We start from the raw sequence: 16,396 nt of genomic DNA, 5'->3' as shown, positions 1-16,396 counted from the left end.
TAACGATAAAACAACAATGAAAAACAAAATTCTATTACTGAGCTTAACCAGTTTTTTAGCTTATGGCCAGGTCGGGATTAACACGACAACTCCTAAGAGTACTTTTGAAATCAACGGTTCTTTTTCTACTCCGTACAAGCTGATCACTACTCCATCTTACAACCTGCTATCGTCAGATCAATATCTGGATTACAGAGGGACTTCCACGGCCGCATGGTTATTACCTGCTGCCCAAGCCAGTCCTAACCTCAAAGGAAGAATTTATGAGATCAGAAATGAAAGTGGCTTTAATATTGTGCTGACTCCTAACGGAACAGAAAAAATTGATATTTCGAATACACAGCTTAATCAATCTAACTTTCTTTTGCCTTCAGGATATTATGCAGTGCTAAAAAGCACGGGAAATACTACAGGGTCAACATGGGCGGCTACATTAATGTCTAATGGTATAACGACTAGTGGTTCCAATGGAAATAATAATGCTGATGGTTTCGATACATCGATTTTAGGCTACATACCTTCAAAAGCTTCGCAAAGACTTGTACCTACATCATTTGGAGGATCCAGTGTAACTGAATTGGGATGCAAAAAGTGGTCAGGGACGGGAGCAAATGGTCACACCTATTGTGCATATCAGCTTGGAAATGGCGATCCATATTCAAACGGAAAAACGTTTTATGATACCTTTATTTTCGCAAAGCAAGTTGGTGGGTATATTGTAACACTTCCATCGAACGCAGAGCGTAACTGGGTTTATAATAATATATTGGCTTCTGGTAGTGGCTATACTCTGCTTAACAATATTTGGATTGGATACAATAAAGTTTCTTATCCCGGCAATAGTAATAAGTTTACCTGGATCACTGGAGAAGACTGGACTATAGACTGGACTACATCACCCAATTCTACACCGCAGAGCTTCTTCTATACAGGAGAGCCAAACAATGCCAATGGTACCGAAGGATCCTGCCATATATTCAGTTTCTATACAAGTAATTCTAGGCAGTGGAATGATGTTTCTGGTAGTGCTACCAATAATGCGAGTATTAATTTTAACCAGGTAGTACTAGAGTTTAATGAAGATTAATTCTGGCTTTCTTACAATTTAACTAAAATATAAAAATTTAAAACCCATATTATGAAATCAAAAATCACTTTATTACTTATTAACTGTTTCCTATGTTCCCAGGCTCAGGTCGGTATTAACACCAATACACCAGGGAGCACCTTTGAGGTGAATGGATCATTTGCAACCCCGTATAAGCAGATCACAACTGCTGCCTACAGCGTATCAGGATCAGATCAATATCTGGATTACAGAGGGACTTCCACGGCCGCATGGTCATTACCTGCTGCCCAAACCAGCCCTAATTTTAAAGGACGAATCTATGAAATCAGAAATGAAAGTGGCTTTAATATTGTGCTGACTCCTAACGGAACCGAAAAAATTGATATTTCCAACACACAGGTAAGCCAGTCTAATTTTGCTTTGCCTTCAGGATATTACGCTGTGGTGAAAAGTACGGGAAATACTACAGGATCAACCTGGGTAGTTACTCTGTTTTCTAATGGACTGGCCAGCAACTCCGGATCTACAGGTTCCGGAAATACCAACGGATTCAGTTCTGCAGTCTTAGGATATACCCCGGTAAATGCTTCATTAAGAACTGTACCGGCGACTTTCAACGGAGCATCCGTTACAGAATTAGGATGTAAAAAATGGACCGGTGCGGGTTCTAATGGCCATACTTACTGTGCCTATCAGCTGGGAGCAGGCACCACCTTCTATAACACATTCAGCCTTGCCAAGCAGATTGGAGGATACATTGTAACACTGCCATCCACTGCAGAGCGTACGTGGGTTTACAATAATATACTGGCAGCCGCACCTAACGGGTATAATCTCAATAACAGCATCTGGATTGGTTACAATAAGGTAGCCTATCCTGGTAACAGCAATGAATTTACTTGGATAACTGGCGAAAACTGGTTCATAGACTGGACAACTTCTCCTAACTCTACTCCACAAGGTTTTTTTAACGCGGGAGAACCAAATAACTCGGGAGGAACAGAGGGTTCTTGCCAGATTCTGAGTACTGCGAATAACTCTTCAAGACAATGGAATGATCTTGCAGGTAGTGCAACTACTTCTGCAGGAGCTAATTTTGATCAGGTAGTTTTAGAATTTAACCAGGATTAAATACTGAATGCCTGTCATTTTTTTTAATAAAAATCAAATATACTATTAATCATAAACCAGGTTTTGACGCAGATACAATGATTCTTATTAGTTGCCTTTTTGTTTCTGTACTACGGGGGCAATCAAAAAGCCCCTGTTTTTATTTAAAAAAGTTATGTCTGTCTGTTCAAAAATCGAAGGCCGTATGCAAGAAATACAAGTTAAGTAGAGTTAATAAAAATTACATGATCACCTATGTACAGAATAGGAAATCAGAAAAGATCACATTTCAGCTATCCTAACCTATCAACACATTAAAAAACCATTATGATTAAAAAAATTAAATTATTTATCGCGCTTGTTTTTCTCAGTGTTAAACTGAATAGCCAGGTCGGCATCAATACAACAAGTCTAGACCCTTCTTCTATCTTGGATGTATATTCTACCAATAAGGGATTTCTTGCTCCGAGAATAAATCTTACCAGCATTACAATGAAAATTGGCAGTGCAAATAATGCCACTGGACTGCTTATTTATAACAACGGAAGTACATTACCCACAGGTTATTATTTCTGGAATGGTACGGAATGGAGAAATGTGGATAATTCTACAGCAGTTTCACCTGCCTTTATGTCTCTGAACTGCGCTTCGGCAGTATTATCTCCCAGCACATATGCTAATGGCATCTATTATGATGGCTATTTAAAAATACCTTATAATGGCGGAAATGGTGGAAAATATCAGTCGGGAAACCCTGTAACCATTAATGGCCTAACTTTTCAATTAAAGAGCGATAAGCTCGAATATGGAGATGGTGAGCTGGTCTTTTCTGTAAAAGGAACACCTTCTGTTTCTTCTCCAACCACCACCAGCATCAGCATTAATAACACTATGGTTCCGTTTTTACCTTCATCACAATTCTGTACGGCAACTGTAGGCGGACAGTCCACTGCGGAGATTAAAGAAGTTGCCGTTATGGGGCCACTGCTTCTAAACAACCAGGGAGGCTATAATAATTATCATCAGATGCTCACCACCCCAGATGGAAAATTTTCTATCAGAGTGAGGGTACCGGAAAATACAGCCTATGGGTATGCAGATATTGAAGTGCGATCAAACAATTCCCCAACCACAATAATGTTCAACTACCATACAGAATACTCTGCCGGAATGATAGTTGGTTCAGGAAATGCTTTGTCTTTGCCATCTGCCGGAGTTTGGTATGGTAATAATAATGACGCCTACCAAAACGGAAGCCCAAGTACAGGTTCCAGCTCATCCTGGGGAGATCCAGATGTATATTATTTCGCCCCGGAAAACAGAAGATATACCTGGACCACAACCAATACCAGTGATAAAACAATGTACGAAGCTGTTATTATGATGGGAGCTCCGGATGCTAATATTATAGCCAATTCTACAAATTGTCCGGGAGGAAGCTGTAATAGTTCAAAAGCCTATATCATCATTAAACAAATAAAGGCCCTCTAATAGGGCTGCTTTATGATATTCTGATAATACTTAATAGGAAAGCGGTACTTTATTATCTACCGGAAATTAAGGTAATCATCAGACCCTAAGAAAAATGATACAAAAAGTAACATCCATGTACATGTATTGTAAATGGTGTTTTTAACCTCCAAAAGGTAAATTGAATCATCTTTACCAGGTAATACTTCATTAATAAAAACATAATTATGAAAAGAACATTACTTTTAGGTATCAGTTTGCTATTGGCTGATCATGGCATGGCTCAAACCACCATTTTTGAAGAAACATTTGAAAATTCACCGATGTTTCAGATACCGCTTAACTGGGAAAACATCAATAGAAGCGGTACCTTTCCAACTTGGAATGTAACAGATTTAGCGGTATTTACAAACGCTATGGGATTTAGCGGAAAGGTGGCCAATATGTCTGTTATGAACGCAGCATCAGATCAGATTCTGGTTTCCCCGGCTATCAGTTTACAGAACGGCAGCACTTATGCATTGAAATTTTTAGTGGGAACATTTACATCCAATAATGTTTTTTCACCACAAGGACATTATGCAGTCTATATCATTCCGGCAGGTTCCAATTTTACAGGAAATGAAACTCCCGTTCTTGAAGAAGATATAGTAAACGGCGATATAGCAAAATTAAAAAATGTAGATATAACAGGATATGCTGGTCAGAGCATTAGAATCTATTTCAGACAGTTTAGCTCAATAACGGGTATGGAGCAGTTATTAATAGATACCGTTCAGATCACTGAACAAAATCTTCTTGGAACTTCTGAAGAAAGCATGACTCGTGAAGATGTGATGATGTATCCGAATCCTGCATTCGATTATTTGAATATACAGTCAAAATCGAAAATTATGCACGTAAAAATGTTTGATATGACGGGAAAAGAAATGAACATAACCCGTAATTCTGATAGCATTGCTATTGATCATCTACAGCCCGGAACCTACATCGTTAGTATTGTTACAGATAATAAGATTTATAATAAAAAGCTGATAAAAAAGTGAGGCATCCGGAGTTACAGAGGCAGCAGTGAGCTCGTCAATTGTATTATTAGTTTTAATTTTTTTCATACTCAGATTATGTTATCTCTGATAGCTCCGGATTTTTACAATTTATAAGATCATCAGAATTACAGATCTTTTAAAATATGAATAGTTTTTATGTTTTTTATAGCCTTATTACAGGCACTCATCCCTTAATGGGACAATTTTTTTCATCGTGTGTTTTATGCAGCTTCCCTTAATGGGAAGCTTTTTGCTATTCTCAGACCTGCTGATGTTCCATAGAGGGCCTTTCCCAACCTTACTGTTTAAAGTAAACATTTCATTTGCAGCAAAGCAGCTATTCGAATATACGGCCGTAGGTATTGGCCATATCTACCATAAAAAAACAGTATAAAATGTACCATTGTACACAAATTGTTACGCAGATCTAAGCACTAAAATCTAAATTAATTCGACATTTGCCAAACAAATTATTCCCCGCAGAGCAACAAAGATCCACCCCATGATCATTCATCCTGAAAAATAAAAGTGATACAGAAAAGGAGAATCAGGAAATTACTCAATTCCAACAAAGATTGTTAAAAGAAAGCTTATACTGTACCTTTTGTTAATGACGATACAGTTATTATAGAAAGTCTATAATATAAAACTTAAATAATGAAAAAGATGAAAGAAAAAATTATTTTGATCTCAGGCCTGTTATCAGCAGGCGTGGTATTTTCACATGTAGGCATTAATAACATAAGTCCGAAGGCAACTTTGGATATCACCGCCAAAACTACAAATGGCAGCAATCCCGAAGGCGTAATTGTTCCCCGACTTACAGGAGACCAAATTAAAGCTGCCGATTCCCAGTATGGATTAAGCCAGACAGGTACTTTGATCTACGCAACAGCTGCGGTCTCTTCTCCGAGTGCTAAAACTTCCGGTATTACATAGGCAGGTTATTATTATTTTGACGGAAATATCTGGCAGCGGATAATTAATTCAAAAACAGCACCAGTTTACACTTCCGGTAACGGTCTTACAATGCTTGGCAATAACGTAAAACTGGGAGGAACGCTTACAGAAATGACCACCATTTCGGGAGCTACAGCTACAAATAAGCTTGCTATAACAGCTACCGGTGTAGATGCTATTAATTTTGATAATAATACGGTAAGCATTGATGCCACAAACGACAGGATTGGTGTAGGAACCAACGCTCCCACACAGAAACTGGATGTAAACGGTAAAGTGAGAATTGGAACAGCCAGCAGAACAACATCTTCTTCCGTGTCTACATTGGTAAGGGATGACAGTACCGGAGAGGTAATGGTTGCAGGTACTGTGACCAATAATAAACCATTGAATTACGTAAAATACATCATAAGAAATGTTAATAAAGACTGGATTAACGACTTTAATACCAGTATCTCTTCAGCCGATTACACTGTTGTAGTTGTAGGAAGCAGTTTCAGTGAGTATGACATTTACAGTTCAACCCCCGGAACATACAATCCATTTAATGTCAATGCATTTATAGGGAACGATGGGGCGTGGAGGCTCACAGCAGATTATCTTGGCGGAGCACCTCCTAACAACGGTACCTGGACTATATACTGTCTTGTTATTAATAATTCACAGGTTAAAACACTCTCAGATGTCACTGCAGATCTTGGAGGAAGCAATGCAGGGGGCACAGCTGCTCCATCTGGATTATAGAAGATTCCTTTGATAAAAATAAAACCGCCCAATCATGTATTCTGATCAGATCTACTGAGCAGGTATATTTTATACTTAATGATGTTGAGAGAGATAAAAGCCCGGAATATCCCGGGCTTTATACCTATTTGGTCAAATTCTGTATAAACTGGTGCAGATCATCTTCTTTTTTCAATCCCAATTTTTGTTTCAGCCTGTACTTTGTTATTCTTACTGTATTGGGATCTGCTTTCAAAATATTTGATATCTGCAGATTATCCAGATTCAGATAAATGTATGTAGCGTATTTCAGATCCAGATTGGTGAGCTTACTTTTGGAAACCTCGTTGATTCTGTTATAAAAATTAGGATGAACTTCCATAATCAGGTTCTGTATTTCCAAAAATTCACTATCGGTAAGCTGCTCTTCTTTTAAAGCTTTTTCCAGGTGTACAGGATCATTCCCCAGTTTATCTTTGAGCTCTTTTAAAAAATCATTTTTACGGTTCAGTTGGATAGAGGTTACCAGCATCTGCTTCTGCAGCTGTTCCTGCTTCAGTTTCATCAGTTCCTGTTCAGCTTCAAGATGGGCCTTCTCCTCTTTTTCAATCTGTAGCACAAGCTCTGTCTGCTTCTTTTCAGCTTCCAGTAAACTGTTTTTTTGACGATTTATTTTTTGTCTGTAATTCAATACAAAAATCAGAACTACAATCAGAAAACAGCTCAGAATAATGATTCCTACATAAAGGATTCTTTGCCAGGCATAAGATTTTTCTCTCTCTGCCAATTCTTTGATCTGCATGTTTTTCTGTTCGGTATCATAAAATATTTCTAATGATTTTGTATTGTTGTCAAATTGCTTTTGCCCCTCTTTTTTTATCAGGTCTGCTGCTTCCTTCTGATAATACAGCGCTTTTTCAAAGTTTTTATTGTCTTCATAAAATACGGATAAATTATTGGTGATCTGGATGCGGACAGCGGCAAATAGCTTATCATCTTTTTTAACCAATTCATGAGCTTTAATGAAATAGGTTTCCGCAGCATGTAAATCATGCCTGTCCTTATAAATATTACCGATAGTATTATAGATTGCCGGAACAAAACTGCTTAAGTTTTTGTATTTTGTAGCTAAATTCAATGCTTTGAGGCTGTATTCCAATTGCTCCTTCTGTCGGGAGGAAGCGCCCATCTCTCTTAAAATACTTGCATAATTAATGTAATAGATAGTAAGTGCTTTATTTCTGGAAATCACATCTTTAATCAGAGACACATAGTCATAAGACTTTTTAAAATTAGAATATGCTGAGTCTAAGAATTTTCTGTTTTCTGTAAGATTATATTTTCCGATATAAAAATATCCCAGATTATTCATTGAAGCAGCAATCAATATTTGATTACCAGACTGTAAAGCATATTGTTTGGTCTTAAAGTGATCTTTTTCCAGATCTTTTTCAAGCATATTTTTAGCCTTAATCTTAGCCATATTAGAGTACAGTTGAGCTAGAATAAAACTATTTTCAGGAGACTTTTCAAATTTTTTAACGCTACTGTTAAAAACCTTTATAAAAAGATCATTTTTATTGAGTTTCAAATAATAATTTGAATATCCAAAATCTACATATGCCAGATCAATCGGTTTGCCAGATTCTTTTGCTGTTTTTTTTGCAAGTTCTAATGCTTCTCTTTTCTTCTTTTCATCATCCATTAAAGAATAATATTCTGCCAGGTAGACGTAGCCAATTACTTGATCTGAAGAAGAAGGTGAGTTTAAAAATTTTGAATAGATCAGGTTTTTAGCTTTTTCAGCCTGCTGACTATACAAATAGCTGAAAATTTGTTCCTGTTCTTTATTTTTCTGGGCAAAACAATTCCCAATTCCGAGAGCAGCATAAATGAGAATTAAAAATTTCACAAAATAGTTCATAAACGCAGTTTTCTATTTATTTTTTTATCAAAAATTGTAAATATTATGTATACAAAAGTAGAATAAATATCATTTTAAAAACAATTATCCCATTCAAAAAAGCCACTACAAAATCCCTGTCAATCAACCCATTAAAATAGTGTACATAAATTGTATACATCCGGACTAAGAAATAGATGAGTACAGAATTTAACATTCCTCATAAAGCCCGATGTAATTCGGAAAAATAAACTAGGTACCTATCGTTGTCCTTCAGCATGATCAATATATTCTGTTATAAACAATTTGAACCGCGCCTTTGCCTCAGAAAGAAAAATTCTGCTCATCAGCAGAAGGCCTGAAATTGGAATGCATGGCTGCTGTAAAATAATCACAGAATATCTGATAAATGGCAGAGTTACGATCCGTTGCCCGTATTCCCAATTGAGTGTAAACGGTAAGAATCCGGCAGGACAATTTTTGCACCAGCTCTACTCCATACTTATGAATCTCATTTTGCTTATCTTCTGAAATTTCTTTATGATCACCAAGTATATTTTCGATCTCCCTGGCAAGACTTAATACATTTTCTAAATGTTTTTCTAAAGATTTATCAAAGCTTTTAAAACTGATCTCCGGACGAATAGTTTGTGCTTCCTCCATAAAATGAGATGCCATTCCGAGATAATTGACCAAAAGTGTCAGATCCGCAAAAGTCCGAAATGGAATACTGTCCAAAATGTCATTTGTGAAAAAGGTATCGTAAACAAAACTAAAATCTTCACTTACTATAGTATTTTTAATAATGAAAGAATACGTTCCGCTGGCTTTCATTCCTATGGATTTCCAGTTTGGGATGATTTCAGCATACTTTTTAGGAATTACAAATGAGCGAATGATCTCATTGCCGTTTTTATCCGTTACAGGTTGTCCGTTCTCTGTAATTACAGCATTCAGGGTAAAATGCGTCAGATGGGGTGCCCCTGTTGCGAAATTCCATGACCCGTTAATCAGATAGGCATTATTATTCTGCCGTTCTGCTGTTCCGCCAATCATTCCGCTTCCTCCGAAACAGGTTTGAGAATGGGTGAACAGTGATTGGGCAATTTCAGGTGTAAGGTTTCTGGAAAAATAATTAGCTCCGGCACAAAGTGTCAGCATCCAGCCAAAACTTCCATCGGTTGCCGCCCACCCGAATAATGCTTTCAATCCGTCCTCAAAACGACAGCCCAGACCTCCGTATTTTTGGGGTACCCAAATTGTAAGGAATTTCCCCTCATGAATATGCTGCAATACCTCATCAGGAATTACAGAAGCTCCGTGAAGTTTTTGTCTGATGTCTTTAAGACTGAGCATTGGCGTTGGCTTTAATAATTTTCTGCCATTCTATATATCCGGAAATGGCCACTAAAAACAAGAATGAAGTTAAAACAGCATAGAGATATAATTCCTTATGAATCATCAACGGGATCGAGATGATGTTACTGATGTTCAATATAATCCAGTTTTCAATTTTACGTCTCGCCATCAGCCACATTCCTGCCCAGGCAAAAGCACTTACAAGAGAGTCCCAGACCGGCACATCCGAGTCTGTATAATGAGTAAGGAAGAACCAGAATAAGATAAACGTCCCCAGAACAATTCCACCTGCAATCCATTTTTCAGTGCTCGTGGTAACAGAAATTTCCCTTTCGGATTTTTGCTTCCCGAATTTCCAGTACATCCATCCATACAGACTCATGATCAGATAATACAGGTTTAATGTAAACTCTGCATACAGCTTTGATGTAAGCATTACATACAGGGTAAGGAGAATACCTGCAATTCCGAAAAGATAATTGTTGACATTGTTTTTACGGGCCAGTAAGACCTGAATGACTGAAAATAAGACTCCGAACCATTCCGGTAAGGTAATTTGTTTTAAAATGTCCTGCATCATAATAATTGTTAGAAATCAAATGATGAGATGATTAATACGCAATCCCTACACCGGCATTATCCGGATCAGGTGTGGAATATATTCCTGGGTATCATCTCAGCCACTGTAATCTGTAGCACCCCATTGTTGAGGCAAAGGTGCAGCTTTTTTCCGGAAAAAGGAATACATCAGAATTTTATTTTTTACTGTATATGATCAGGATTATAAAAAACCGGGCCTGTAAACGATAATTTAGTGTATTATTTATGTTTAATTTTAAAAATTTATAGTATGGACCATCAAAAAGAAATATCGGTACTGAATGATTTGCTTCACATTACCAATGACAGAATTGAAGGCTTCGAGAAAGTGGAAGGAAAAGTTTGGGAAATGTATCCTGATGTAAAAGATGAATATGATCATATGATCTCACAATCGAAAATCATGAAGAATGAACTTATAAACCTCATCACAGAAAAACAGGGAACTCCGGAAGATTCAACATCCGTGGCAGGAGCTGTTCACAGAACATGGATTGATATTAAAAATTCTTTCACCATGGGAAATCTGATAGAATCTACTTTGGAAAATGTTGTTTTTGGGGAAAAAGCAGCTATAGAAGCGTATCAAAATGCGCTGGACAGCGGTGATCTTAGCGGAAAAGCTGTTACTACAGTTTCTGAGCAGCTTCGCAATCTGAAAGACTCTTACCGGAAGTTTAAGAAAATTGAAGAATACAAAAAGAAAGAATAAAAAAACTCCTCTTAAAAAAGAGGAGCTTAATAATCAAGAACAAAATAATATTTAATCTTTTCAAAAATATCAAATCTATTTTGTTCGTCTTATGATGCAGGTCATATACTCTTACATTATTTAACAGCGTTTTTCGCTTTTTCCGACTCTTTTAAATGATGTTCAAGCGTGGGAAGCGTTTTAGAGGCAAAAGATTTTAGTGAAGCTTCTGATCCTTCTGCAGCTTCTTTTTTAAATGCTTCTACATCCTCTTTATGATCGCTCACCATGAGATCTGTATATTTTTTGTCAAAGTCTTTTCCTTTCTTAGCTTTCAGATCATCATACATCTTCTGCTTTTCAGCATCCAAACTTGCAGGAAGCGTATAACCGTTAGCAGAGGCCCAGCTTTTAAGCTCATCGTTTGCTTTGGTATGATCTGTTACCATCATTGTTCCCAGAGATTTTACAACAGCATTTTCAGCATTGGTTTCTGCCAGTTTTCCCATCATTACTTCCATCATCCCTCCCACTGCTGCGGCATCTGCAAATTTTTTGTCCTGATCGCTCAAAGCCGTTTTCTGGTCTTTTGGATCTGACACTTTACTGGAGTCACTTACCGTCATTCCGGAATCAGCGGGAGAAGACATTGCTGTACTTTCAGCAGATTGGGCAGGCGGTGTCTGGTCATTTTTCTTACAGGCTGTCAATGCAGCTACTGCAAAAATGGTTACTACAAGATTTTTCATAATAATAAATTTTTAAGTGATATGAGTGAAGTCCAATGATCTTCTTTATAACAGCAACAATTTATCTGCCAAAAAAAGATTTAACGCCATATAATATTTTCATAAAATATTATGAATAAACATTTTATAATCCACGAACTAACCGGAATGTAAGATTAATACGTTCCTTCATTGAGGTTACCGACTTAGCGATTCTATGTTCCCAGTTTTCCTGCAGATCTCCTTTCATGATTAATAATGAGCCATGAGGAAGAGGCAGGCTGTATTTACTCTGATGATGATCTTTCTTGCGGAAATCAAAGTTTCTGGTCTGTCCTAAACTTATGGAGGCAATTACCGGACGGTTTCCGTACCTGCTTTCCTTATCCCGATGCCAGGCAACAGAATCATTATGATCTCTATAGAGATTTAGCAGTACAGAATTGAACTGATATCCAAATAGTTCCTCTATTCTTTGCTTTAAAGAAAACAGTTCGGGAGTCCATAAATTACGATCTACTTCACCATCTCCCAATGGGTAAGCCGTTTTATGATCACCATACCAGGCTGTTAAGCGTGGCGTCAGAACCGTTTTATCATACATTTTCTGGGTACGCTGCTTCCAGGGAGCTGTTTGAAGCAAATGGTTCTTAAGGTGGTCAGCTTCATCCCGGCTCAGGAAATGCGCTCTGTATTCCAGCAGGTCTTTTGGAAATTCATATAAATCTTCTGAGTCGAATAAACTTAGCTGGGTCATATTTTTTATTCTTAATGATAGAAAACGTTACGGTATCTGAGAAAATAAATTGATACAAATAATATCTGCAAAAATATTAAAAATGATACAAAAACAATCAAAATTATAATACCACTTTTTTTGGTTGTATTAAAAACAATTTTTTTTATCTACTTCAACGCTCAACAGCAAAAAAAGAGACCGAATAAATTCAGTCTCCTTTTTATTATGCTTGTATACTATTACTTTGCTTTGCTGTTCAGATTGGTATCAGCAACTTTCGTTAGCAGTTCATCGCATTTTTTCTCCTCTTCTAATGTGCTCAAAAGATTTTTAAGACATTCTTCCTCTTTCAGCACTTTTGCGAATGCTGCAAGGGTACCGTAGGTAGCGATCTCATAGTGTTCCACTTTTTGAGCAGCAGCAATAATTCCTGCATCTCTCACTGCTCCCGGTTCTGTCTCCTCAATGATACTTTTCCCTTCATCCAGCAGTCCCTGCATAGCATCACATTTCTTAGCCTGAGCTTTTTTTCCTAATGCTTTAAAACATTCTTCGAGTCTTTCAACATGACCTTCCGTCTCAGTAATGTGCTTGTCAATTGCTGTTTTAAGCTTTTCACTGGTGGCATTTTTCATCATTGTGGGCAATGCTTTCAGCAATGCTTTTTCAGCCCAATAGATATCCTTTAATGAATCTTCAAAAAGATCTTCCAATTGTTTCGCTGCATTTTTTTTGGCCGGAGTTTTGGCAGATGCTTTCGCGGAAGTTTTTGCAGTTGTTGTTTTTTTGGCAGGTGATTTTTTGGTTGCCGTCTTAGTTTCCATAATATAATAATTTAGTGTTTGATGGTAGTGAATCTACAACTATAAGACCATTTTTGCCTTAACTAATGAGATGTGGTATCTAAAATTGCAGGTGGAAACAGGTAGGCAGCAAAGGAAGACATTGATAAACTAGACATAATTTTTAATTTCCAACAGGATGATACAGATCATTTGCTGCTTCAGGTAAAACATCCGATTCGGTACAGTAATTAATTTCATAACAAAAATCACTTTCATTATGAGTAAAACCTGTAACCAACTGTAAATTAAAGCCATGAACTGATTTAATACAATCAAAAAACCAGTAACCGTGCATAATTCATGTGCCTTATGAACTCACTTCCGGAAGATTTAATACTTAATTCAAAAATAATTATCCATCTTTGCAGCCTTAAAATCAAACACGCTAGTTTATTTCATGAGCATTACTTTTAAAAAGCGACTTATTATAGCGCTTGTATTACCTACGGCCGCCATATATTATGGGCAGAGTACGAAGGATTCTTTAGACAAATCAAAATCTATTGATGAGGTTATGTTGGTAGGTAGAAACCTATCCCAAACAGCCAAAGAGAGAAAAACTCCTGTTGCGGTTTCCAACATCAAAGCAGCAGAAATTCAGGAGAAATTGGGAAACAGAGAATTTCCTGAAATTATGAAGTCTACCCCATCCGTTTACGTAACCAAAGTAGGTGGAGGATTCGGAGACAGCAGAATCAACATGAGAGGTTTTGACGGAGCTAACATTGCCGTTATTATCAACGGACAGCCTGTGAATGACATGCAGGGAGGTACGGTGTACTGGTCTAACTGGACCGGATTAGCTGATATTGCGAGCAATATCCAGATCCAGAGAGGTTTGGGAGCTTCCAAATTTGTAGTTCCTTCAGTAGGGGGAACAATAAACATTGTCACCAAAGCTACCGATTCTGAGCAGAAAGCAATGATCAAGGGCGAAGTAGGTAATGATAACTACTCCAGAATATCTGCTATGTATTCTTCAGGGTTAAAGAACAAATGGGGAACTACCGTTTTGCTTTCCCGCTGGCAGGGTGATGGGTACATCAACGGAACGCAGGGAGAAGGTTATTCCTGGTTTTTCTCAACCGGATTTAAGCCAAACGAAAAACATGCATTCAACTTTATCGCTACCGGAGCGCCACAGGTACACGACACAAGGAGGTCTTCTGCAACCGGAGCTAATGTAGCAACCCTGCAGCAGTTTGAAACATACGGAAGAAGGTACAACCCACAAACAGGTATGCTGAATGGTTCTCAGTTCAATTTAGCGCCTAACTTCTACCACAAGCCGATCGCATCATTAAACTGGGACTGGAATATGAACGATAATCTGAAATTATCTACAGTTCTTTATGGTTCATGGGGACGTGGCGGCGGAGGTACCGGGCTTAACGGTTCGATCAAAAATGCAGCCGGACAAACCATGAATTTCATGAATTATGGTGCAGGCGGAGACGGTACTATTAACTGGGATATGATTTATCGCTATAACAGAGGCGGCATGGTAACGGATTATAACGGAAATACTTTCCAGAAATCAACCTTCACTGCTCCTGCGGGCTCTCCCACCGACTATAACGGACAGTATGTAGCTACTCTGAACGGAACCAATGGGATCGTAAGAAAACAGAGCATCAATGCTCATGACTGGTATGGTGTAATTGCTGACCTTAATTATAAGAAAAATAACTGGACCTTTAACGGAGGGATTGATCTTAAAACCTACAAAGGAGCACTGTATGATATCATCACTGATATGCTGGGATCTGATGCATTATATGTACCCAATACGGCCAATGCTCCAAAAGGATATTATATTAACCAGACCGTAAAGCCGGAGCCGCTTACAAAGCTTAAAGATGCTCAGAAAGTGTCTATCCATAATGAAGGTTTGGTAAAATGGGCGGGTATCTATGGAATGGTTGAATACAGCTCAGACAAACTGAGTGCATCCGTTCAGGGATCCGTTTCTGAGCAGTATTATAAGAGAGTGGATTATATGCTGTATACTCCGGGAAACCAGGAAACCAAATGGTATCATAAAACAGGATATATCGTAAAAGGAGGTGCCAATTATAATATTGATGATCATCATAATGTATTTTTCAATACAGGGGTTATTTCAAGACAGCCTTTATTCAATGCCTTATTCCCATCCAACCAGAATATTTATAACGATGCAAAAAATGAAAGAATTTTCTCTGTAGAGTTAGGATATGGTTTCAAATCCCGTTATGTGGATGTAAACATCAACGCTTACAGAACGCAGTGGGATGACAGGTTTATTTCAAGAACGTTCAACGCTACTGCGGCGGATGTTGCGAAATTCTCCCAGTTAAGTCTCGGAAATGCTTATTTCTATAATGCGCTGAACGTAGGCCAGGTGCACCAGGGTGTCGAGCTGGAAGCAAAGGCAAGACCTTTCGCCAACCTTAAACTTAGAGGTATGTTATCATTGGGTAACTGGAAATATAAAGGAAACGCCAACTTCAACATTCTGGATGTTCAGAACAACCAGGAAATTGCAGGAGCTACCGGAGTAATCAATATCAAAGACCTGAAAGTGGGCGATGCTGCTCAAACCACAGCAAGCATCGGGGCTGATTATAATATTACTAAAGCATTCAGCATTGATGCCAACTGGGAATATTATGACAAGCTCTATGCACAATTCAATCCTATCAATTTCCTTACCGAAGCAGCAAGAGAAAAAGGAATTGTGAAATTGCCAAGCTATCATTTATTTGATGTAGGTGCATCTTATAAATTCACACTTGATGCAAAAAAATCTTTAACACTGAGAGCGAATGTTTACAATCTGTTCAACAAATATTATATCTCTGAATTAAGTTCTAACATTTTTGCAGGTGATAAAATTGCCAACGGCCCTGATGCAGGAAAAACCTATCAGGATGCCGGTAGAGTTTATCAGGGTGTTGCAGATGGCAATACAGGGTTTCTTGGTTTCGGGAGAACCTGGTCTGTTGCAGCTACTTTAAGATTCTAAGATCACTTTTTAACCATATAGAAGCCCCGCCCAAAATTGGCGGGGCTTCTGATTTTCAGCATGCTATAAGATAATTTATTAAATTTCCTTACTGGAAACCGTAATGGTAATAAGTAATTATATAGTAATATTGTAAAGGATCTAAG

The 16,396-nt window shown here is 37.8% G+C and carries 15 protein-coding genes; 9 read left to right on the top strand and 6 right to left on the bottom strand.

From position 1 onward, the window contains the following. Window positions 1–16: 16 nt before the first annotated feature. From BLW74_RS08185 to BLW74_RS08160, 7 genes are all read left to right on the top strand, one after another. On the top strand, window positions 17–1,087 hold the full coding sequence (locus tag BLW74_RS08185) for a C-type lectin-like domain-containing protein (protein WP_089691501.1): 1,071 nt from the start codon (window positions 17–19) through the stop codon (window positions 1,085–1,087). A gap of 51 nt (window positions 1,088–1,138) precedes the next feature. Continuing rightward, on the top strand, window positions 1,139–2,200 hold the full coding sequence (locus BLW74_RS08180) for a C-type lectin-like domain-containing protein (RefSeq protein WP_089691498.1): 1,062 nt from the start codon (window positions 1,139–1,141) through the stop codon (window positions 2,198–2,200). A gap of 306 nt (window positions 2,201–2,506) precedes the next feature. Next, a complete protein-coding gene (locus BLW74_RS08175) occupies window positions 2,507–3,670 on the top strand; it encodes a hypothetical protein (RefSeq protein ID WP_089691495.1) in 1,164 nt (387 codons plus the stop codon). A gap of 206 nt (window positions 3,671–3,876) precedes the next feature. Then, window positions 3,877–4,695, top strand: a complete 819-nt coding sequence (locus BLW74_RS08170; RefSeq protein ID WP_089691492.1) for a T9SS-dependent choice-of-anchor J family protein — start codon at window positions 3,877–3,879, stop codon at window positions 4,693–4,695. Window positions 4,696–4,918: 223 nt separating this feature from the next. Beyond that, window positions 4,919–5,089, top strand: a complete 171-nt coding sequence (locus tag BLW74_RS22395; RefSeq protein ID WP_167358398.1) for a hypothetical protein — start codon at window positions 4,919–4,921, stop codon at window positions 5,087–5,089. Between the two features lie 263 nt (window positions 5,090–5,352). Continuing rightward, window positions 5,353–5,634 (top strand): hypothetical protein, encoded by a 282-nt coding sequence (locus BLW74_RS08165; protein ID WP_089691488.1) that lies wholly within the window; start codon window positions 5,353–5,355, stop codon window positions 5,632–5,634. Between the two features lie 90 nt (window positions 5,635–5,724). Next, window positions 5,725–6,399 (top strand): hypothetical protein, encoded by a 675-nt coding sequence (locus BLW74_RS08160; RefSeq protein ID WP_089691485.1) that lies wholly within the window; start codon window positions 5,725–5,727, stop codon window positions 6,397–6,399. Window positions 6,400–6,523: 124 nt separating this feature from the next. Here the strand turns inward: BLW74_RS08160 and BLW74_RS08155 are convergent, their stop codons facing one another. The 3 genes from BLW74_RS08155 to pnuC all read right to left on the bottom strand — a co-directional run bounded on the left by BLW74_RS08155 (window position 6,524) and on the right by pnuC (window position 10,220). Beyond that, the gene (locus BLW74_RS08155) at window positions 6,524–8,302 is read right to left on the bottom strand and encodes a tetratricopeptide repeat protein (protein WP_089691482.1); all 1,779 of its coding nucleotides are present in this window, start codon (window positions 8,300–8,302) and stop codon (window positions 6,524–6,526) included. A gap of 303 nt (window positions 8,303–8,605) precedes the next feature. Further along, window positions 8,606–9,637, bottom strand: coding sequence for an acyl-CoA dehydrogenase family protein (locus BLW74_RS08150; RefSeq protein WP_089691479.1), 1,032 nt, complete (start codon window positions 9,635–9,637; stop codon window positions 8,606–8,608). Further along, window positions 9,624–10,220, bottom strand: a complete 597-nt coding sequence (gene pnuC, locus BLW74_RS08145; RefSeq protein ID WP_089691476.1) for a nicotinamide riboside transporter PnuC — start codon at window positions 10,218–10,220, stop codon at window positions 9,624–9,626. The genes BLW74_RS08150 and pnuC overlap by 14 nt, the downstream gene beginning before the upstream one ends. Window positions 10,221–10,490: 270 nt before the next feature. On the opposite strand from pnuC, the gene BLW74_RS08140 reads away from it, so the two are divergent. Further along, complete coding sequence (locus BLW74_RS08140; protein WP_089691473.1) at window positions 10,491–10,952, top strand: PA2169 family four-helix-bundle protein; 462 nt, start codon at window positions 10,491–10,493, stop codon at window positions 10,950–10,952. 116 nt (window positions 10,953–11,068) lie between these two features. Here BLW74_RS08140 and BLW74_RS08135 read toward each other — a convergent pair whose 3' ends face one another. The 3 genes from BLW74_RS08135 to BLW74_RS08125 form a co-directional block, all read right to left on the bottom strand. Next, window positions 11,069–11,680: a DUF4142 domain-containing protein gene (locus tag BLW74_RS08135; RefSeq protein WP_089691470.1), complete on the bottom strand. Its 612-nt coding sequence runs from the start codon at window positions 11,678–11,680 to the stop codon at window positions 11,069–11,071. Window positions 11,681–11,804: 124 nt separating this feature from the next. Continuing rightward, window positions 11,805–12,416, bottom strand: a complete 612-nt coding sequence (locus BLW74_RS08130) for an alpha-ketoglutarate-dependent dioxygenase AlkB family protein (RefSeq protein ID WP_089691465.1) — start codon at window positions 12,414–12,416, stop codon at window positions 11,805–11,807. Window positions 12,417–12,637: 221 nt separating this feature from the next. Continuing rightward, window positions 12,638–13,222 carry a YciE/YciF ferroxidase family protein gene (locus BLW74_RS08125; RefSeq protein WP_089691463.1) on the bottom strand — a complete coding sequence of 195 codons (585 nt, stop codon included), beginning with the start codon at window positions 13,220–13,222 and terminating at the stop codon, window positions 12,638–12,640. Window positions 13,223–13,640: 418 nt separating this feature from the next. Here BLW74_RS08125 and BLW74_RS08120 point away from each other — a divergent pair, with 418 nt between their 5' ends. Beyond that, entirely contained in the window at window positions 13,641–16,250 is a 2,610-nt protein-coding gene (locus BLW74_RS08120) for a TonB-dependent receptor (RefSeq protein ID WP_089691460.1), read from the top strand. Window positions 16,251–16,396: the final 146 nt, after the last annotated feature.

Origin of the sequence: Chryseobacterium culicis (assembly GCF_900108365.1) — a bacterium.
In the GTDB taxonomy this organism is placed as follows: domain Bacteria; phylum Bacteroidota; class Bacteroidia; order Flavobacteriales; family Weeksellaceae; genus Chryseobacterium; species Chryseobacterium culicis.
The sequence above is the reverse complement of the archived record's forward strand: the minus strand, read 5'-3'. Positions and strand labels throughout refer to the sequence as shown.

Bases quoted from the DNA above. Each gene is read 5' to 3' on its own strand.
- BLW74_RS08120 (WP_089691460.1), top strand. From the start codon at position 13,641: ATGAGCATTACTTTTAAAAAGCGACTTATTATAGCGCTTGTATTACCT.
- BLW74_RS08175 (WP_089691495.1), top strand. From the start codon at position 2,507: ATGATTAAAAAAATTAAATTATTTATCGCGCTTGTTTTTCTCAGTGTT.
- BLW74_RS08180 (WP_089691498.1), top strand. From the start codon at position 1,139: ATGAAATCAAAAATCACTTTATTACTTATTAACTGTTTCCTATGTTCC.
- BLW74_RS22395 (WP_167358398.1), top strand. From the start codon at position 4,919: ATGCAGCTTCCCTTAATGGGAAGCTTTTTGCTATTCTCAGACCTGCTG.
- BLW74_RS08170 (WP_089691492.1), top strand. From the start codon at position 3,877: ATGAAAAGAACATTACTTTTAGGTATCAGTTTGCTATTGGCTGATCAT.
- BLW74_RS08125 (WP_089691463.1), bottom strand. From the start codon at position 13,222: ATGGAAACTAAGACGGCAACCAAAAAATCACCTGCCAAAAAAACAACA.
- BLW74_RS08160 (WP_089691485.1), top strand. From the start codon at position 5,725: ATGCTTGGCAATAACGTAAAACTGGGAGGAACGCTTACAGAAATGACC.
- BLW74_RS08185 (WP_089691501.1), top strand. From the start codon at position 17: ATGAAAAACAAAATTCTATTACTGAGCTTAACCAGTTTTTTAGCTTAT.
- pnuC (WP_089691476.1), bottom strand. From the start codon at position 10,220: ATGATGCAGGACATTTTAAAACAAATTACCTTACCGGAATGGTTCGGA.
- BLW74_RS08140 (WP_089691473.1), top strand. From the start codon at position 10,491: ATGGACCATCAAAAAGAAATATCGGTACTGAATGATTTGCTTCACATT.
- BLW74_RS08130 (WP_089691465.1), bottom strand. From the start codon at position 12,416: ATGACCCAGCTAAGTTTATTCGACTCAGAAGATTTATATGAATTTCCA.
- BLW74_RS08150 (WP_089691479.1), bottom strand. From the start codon at position 9,637: ATGCTCAGTCTTAAAGACATCAGACAAAAACTTCACGGAGCTTCTGTA.
- BLW74_RS08165 (WP_089691488.1), top strand. From the start codon at position 5,353: ATGAAAAAGATGAAAGAAAAAATTATTTTGATCTCAGGCCTGTTATCA.
- BLW74_RS08135 (WP_089691470.1), bottom strand. From the start codon at position 11,680: ATGAAAAATCTTGTAGTAACCATTTTTGCAGTAGCTGCATTGACAGCC.
- BLW74_RS08155 (WP_089691482.1), bottom strand. From the start codon at position 8,302: ATGAACTATTTTGTGAAATTTTTAATTCTCATTTATGCTGCTCTCGGA.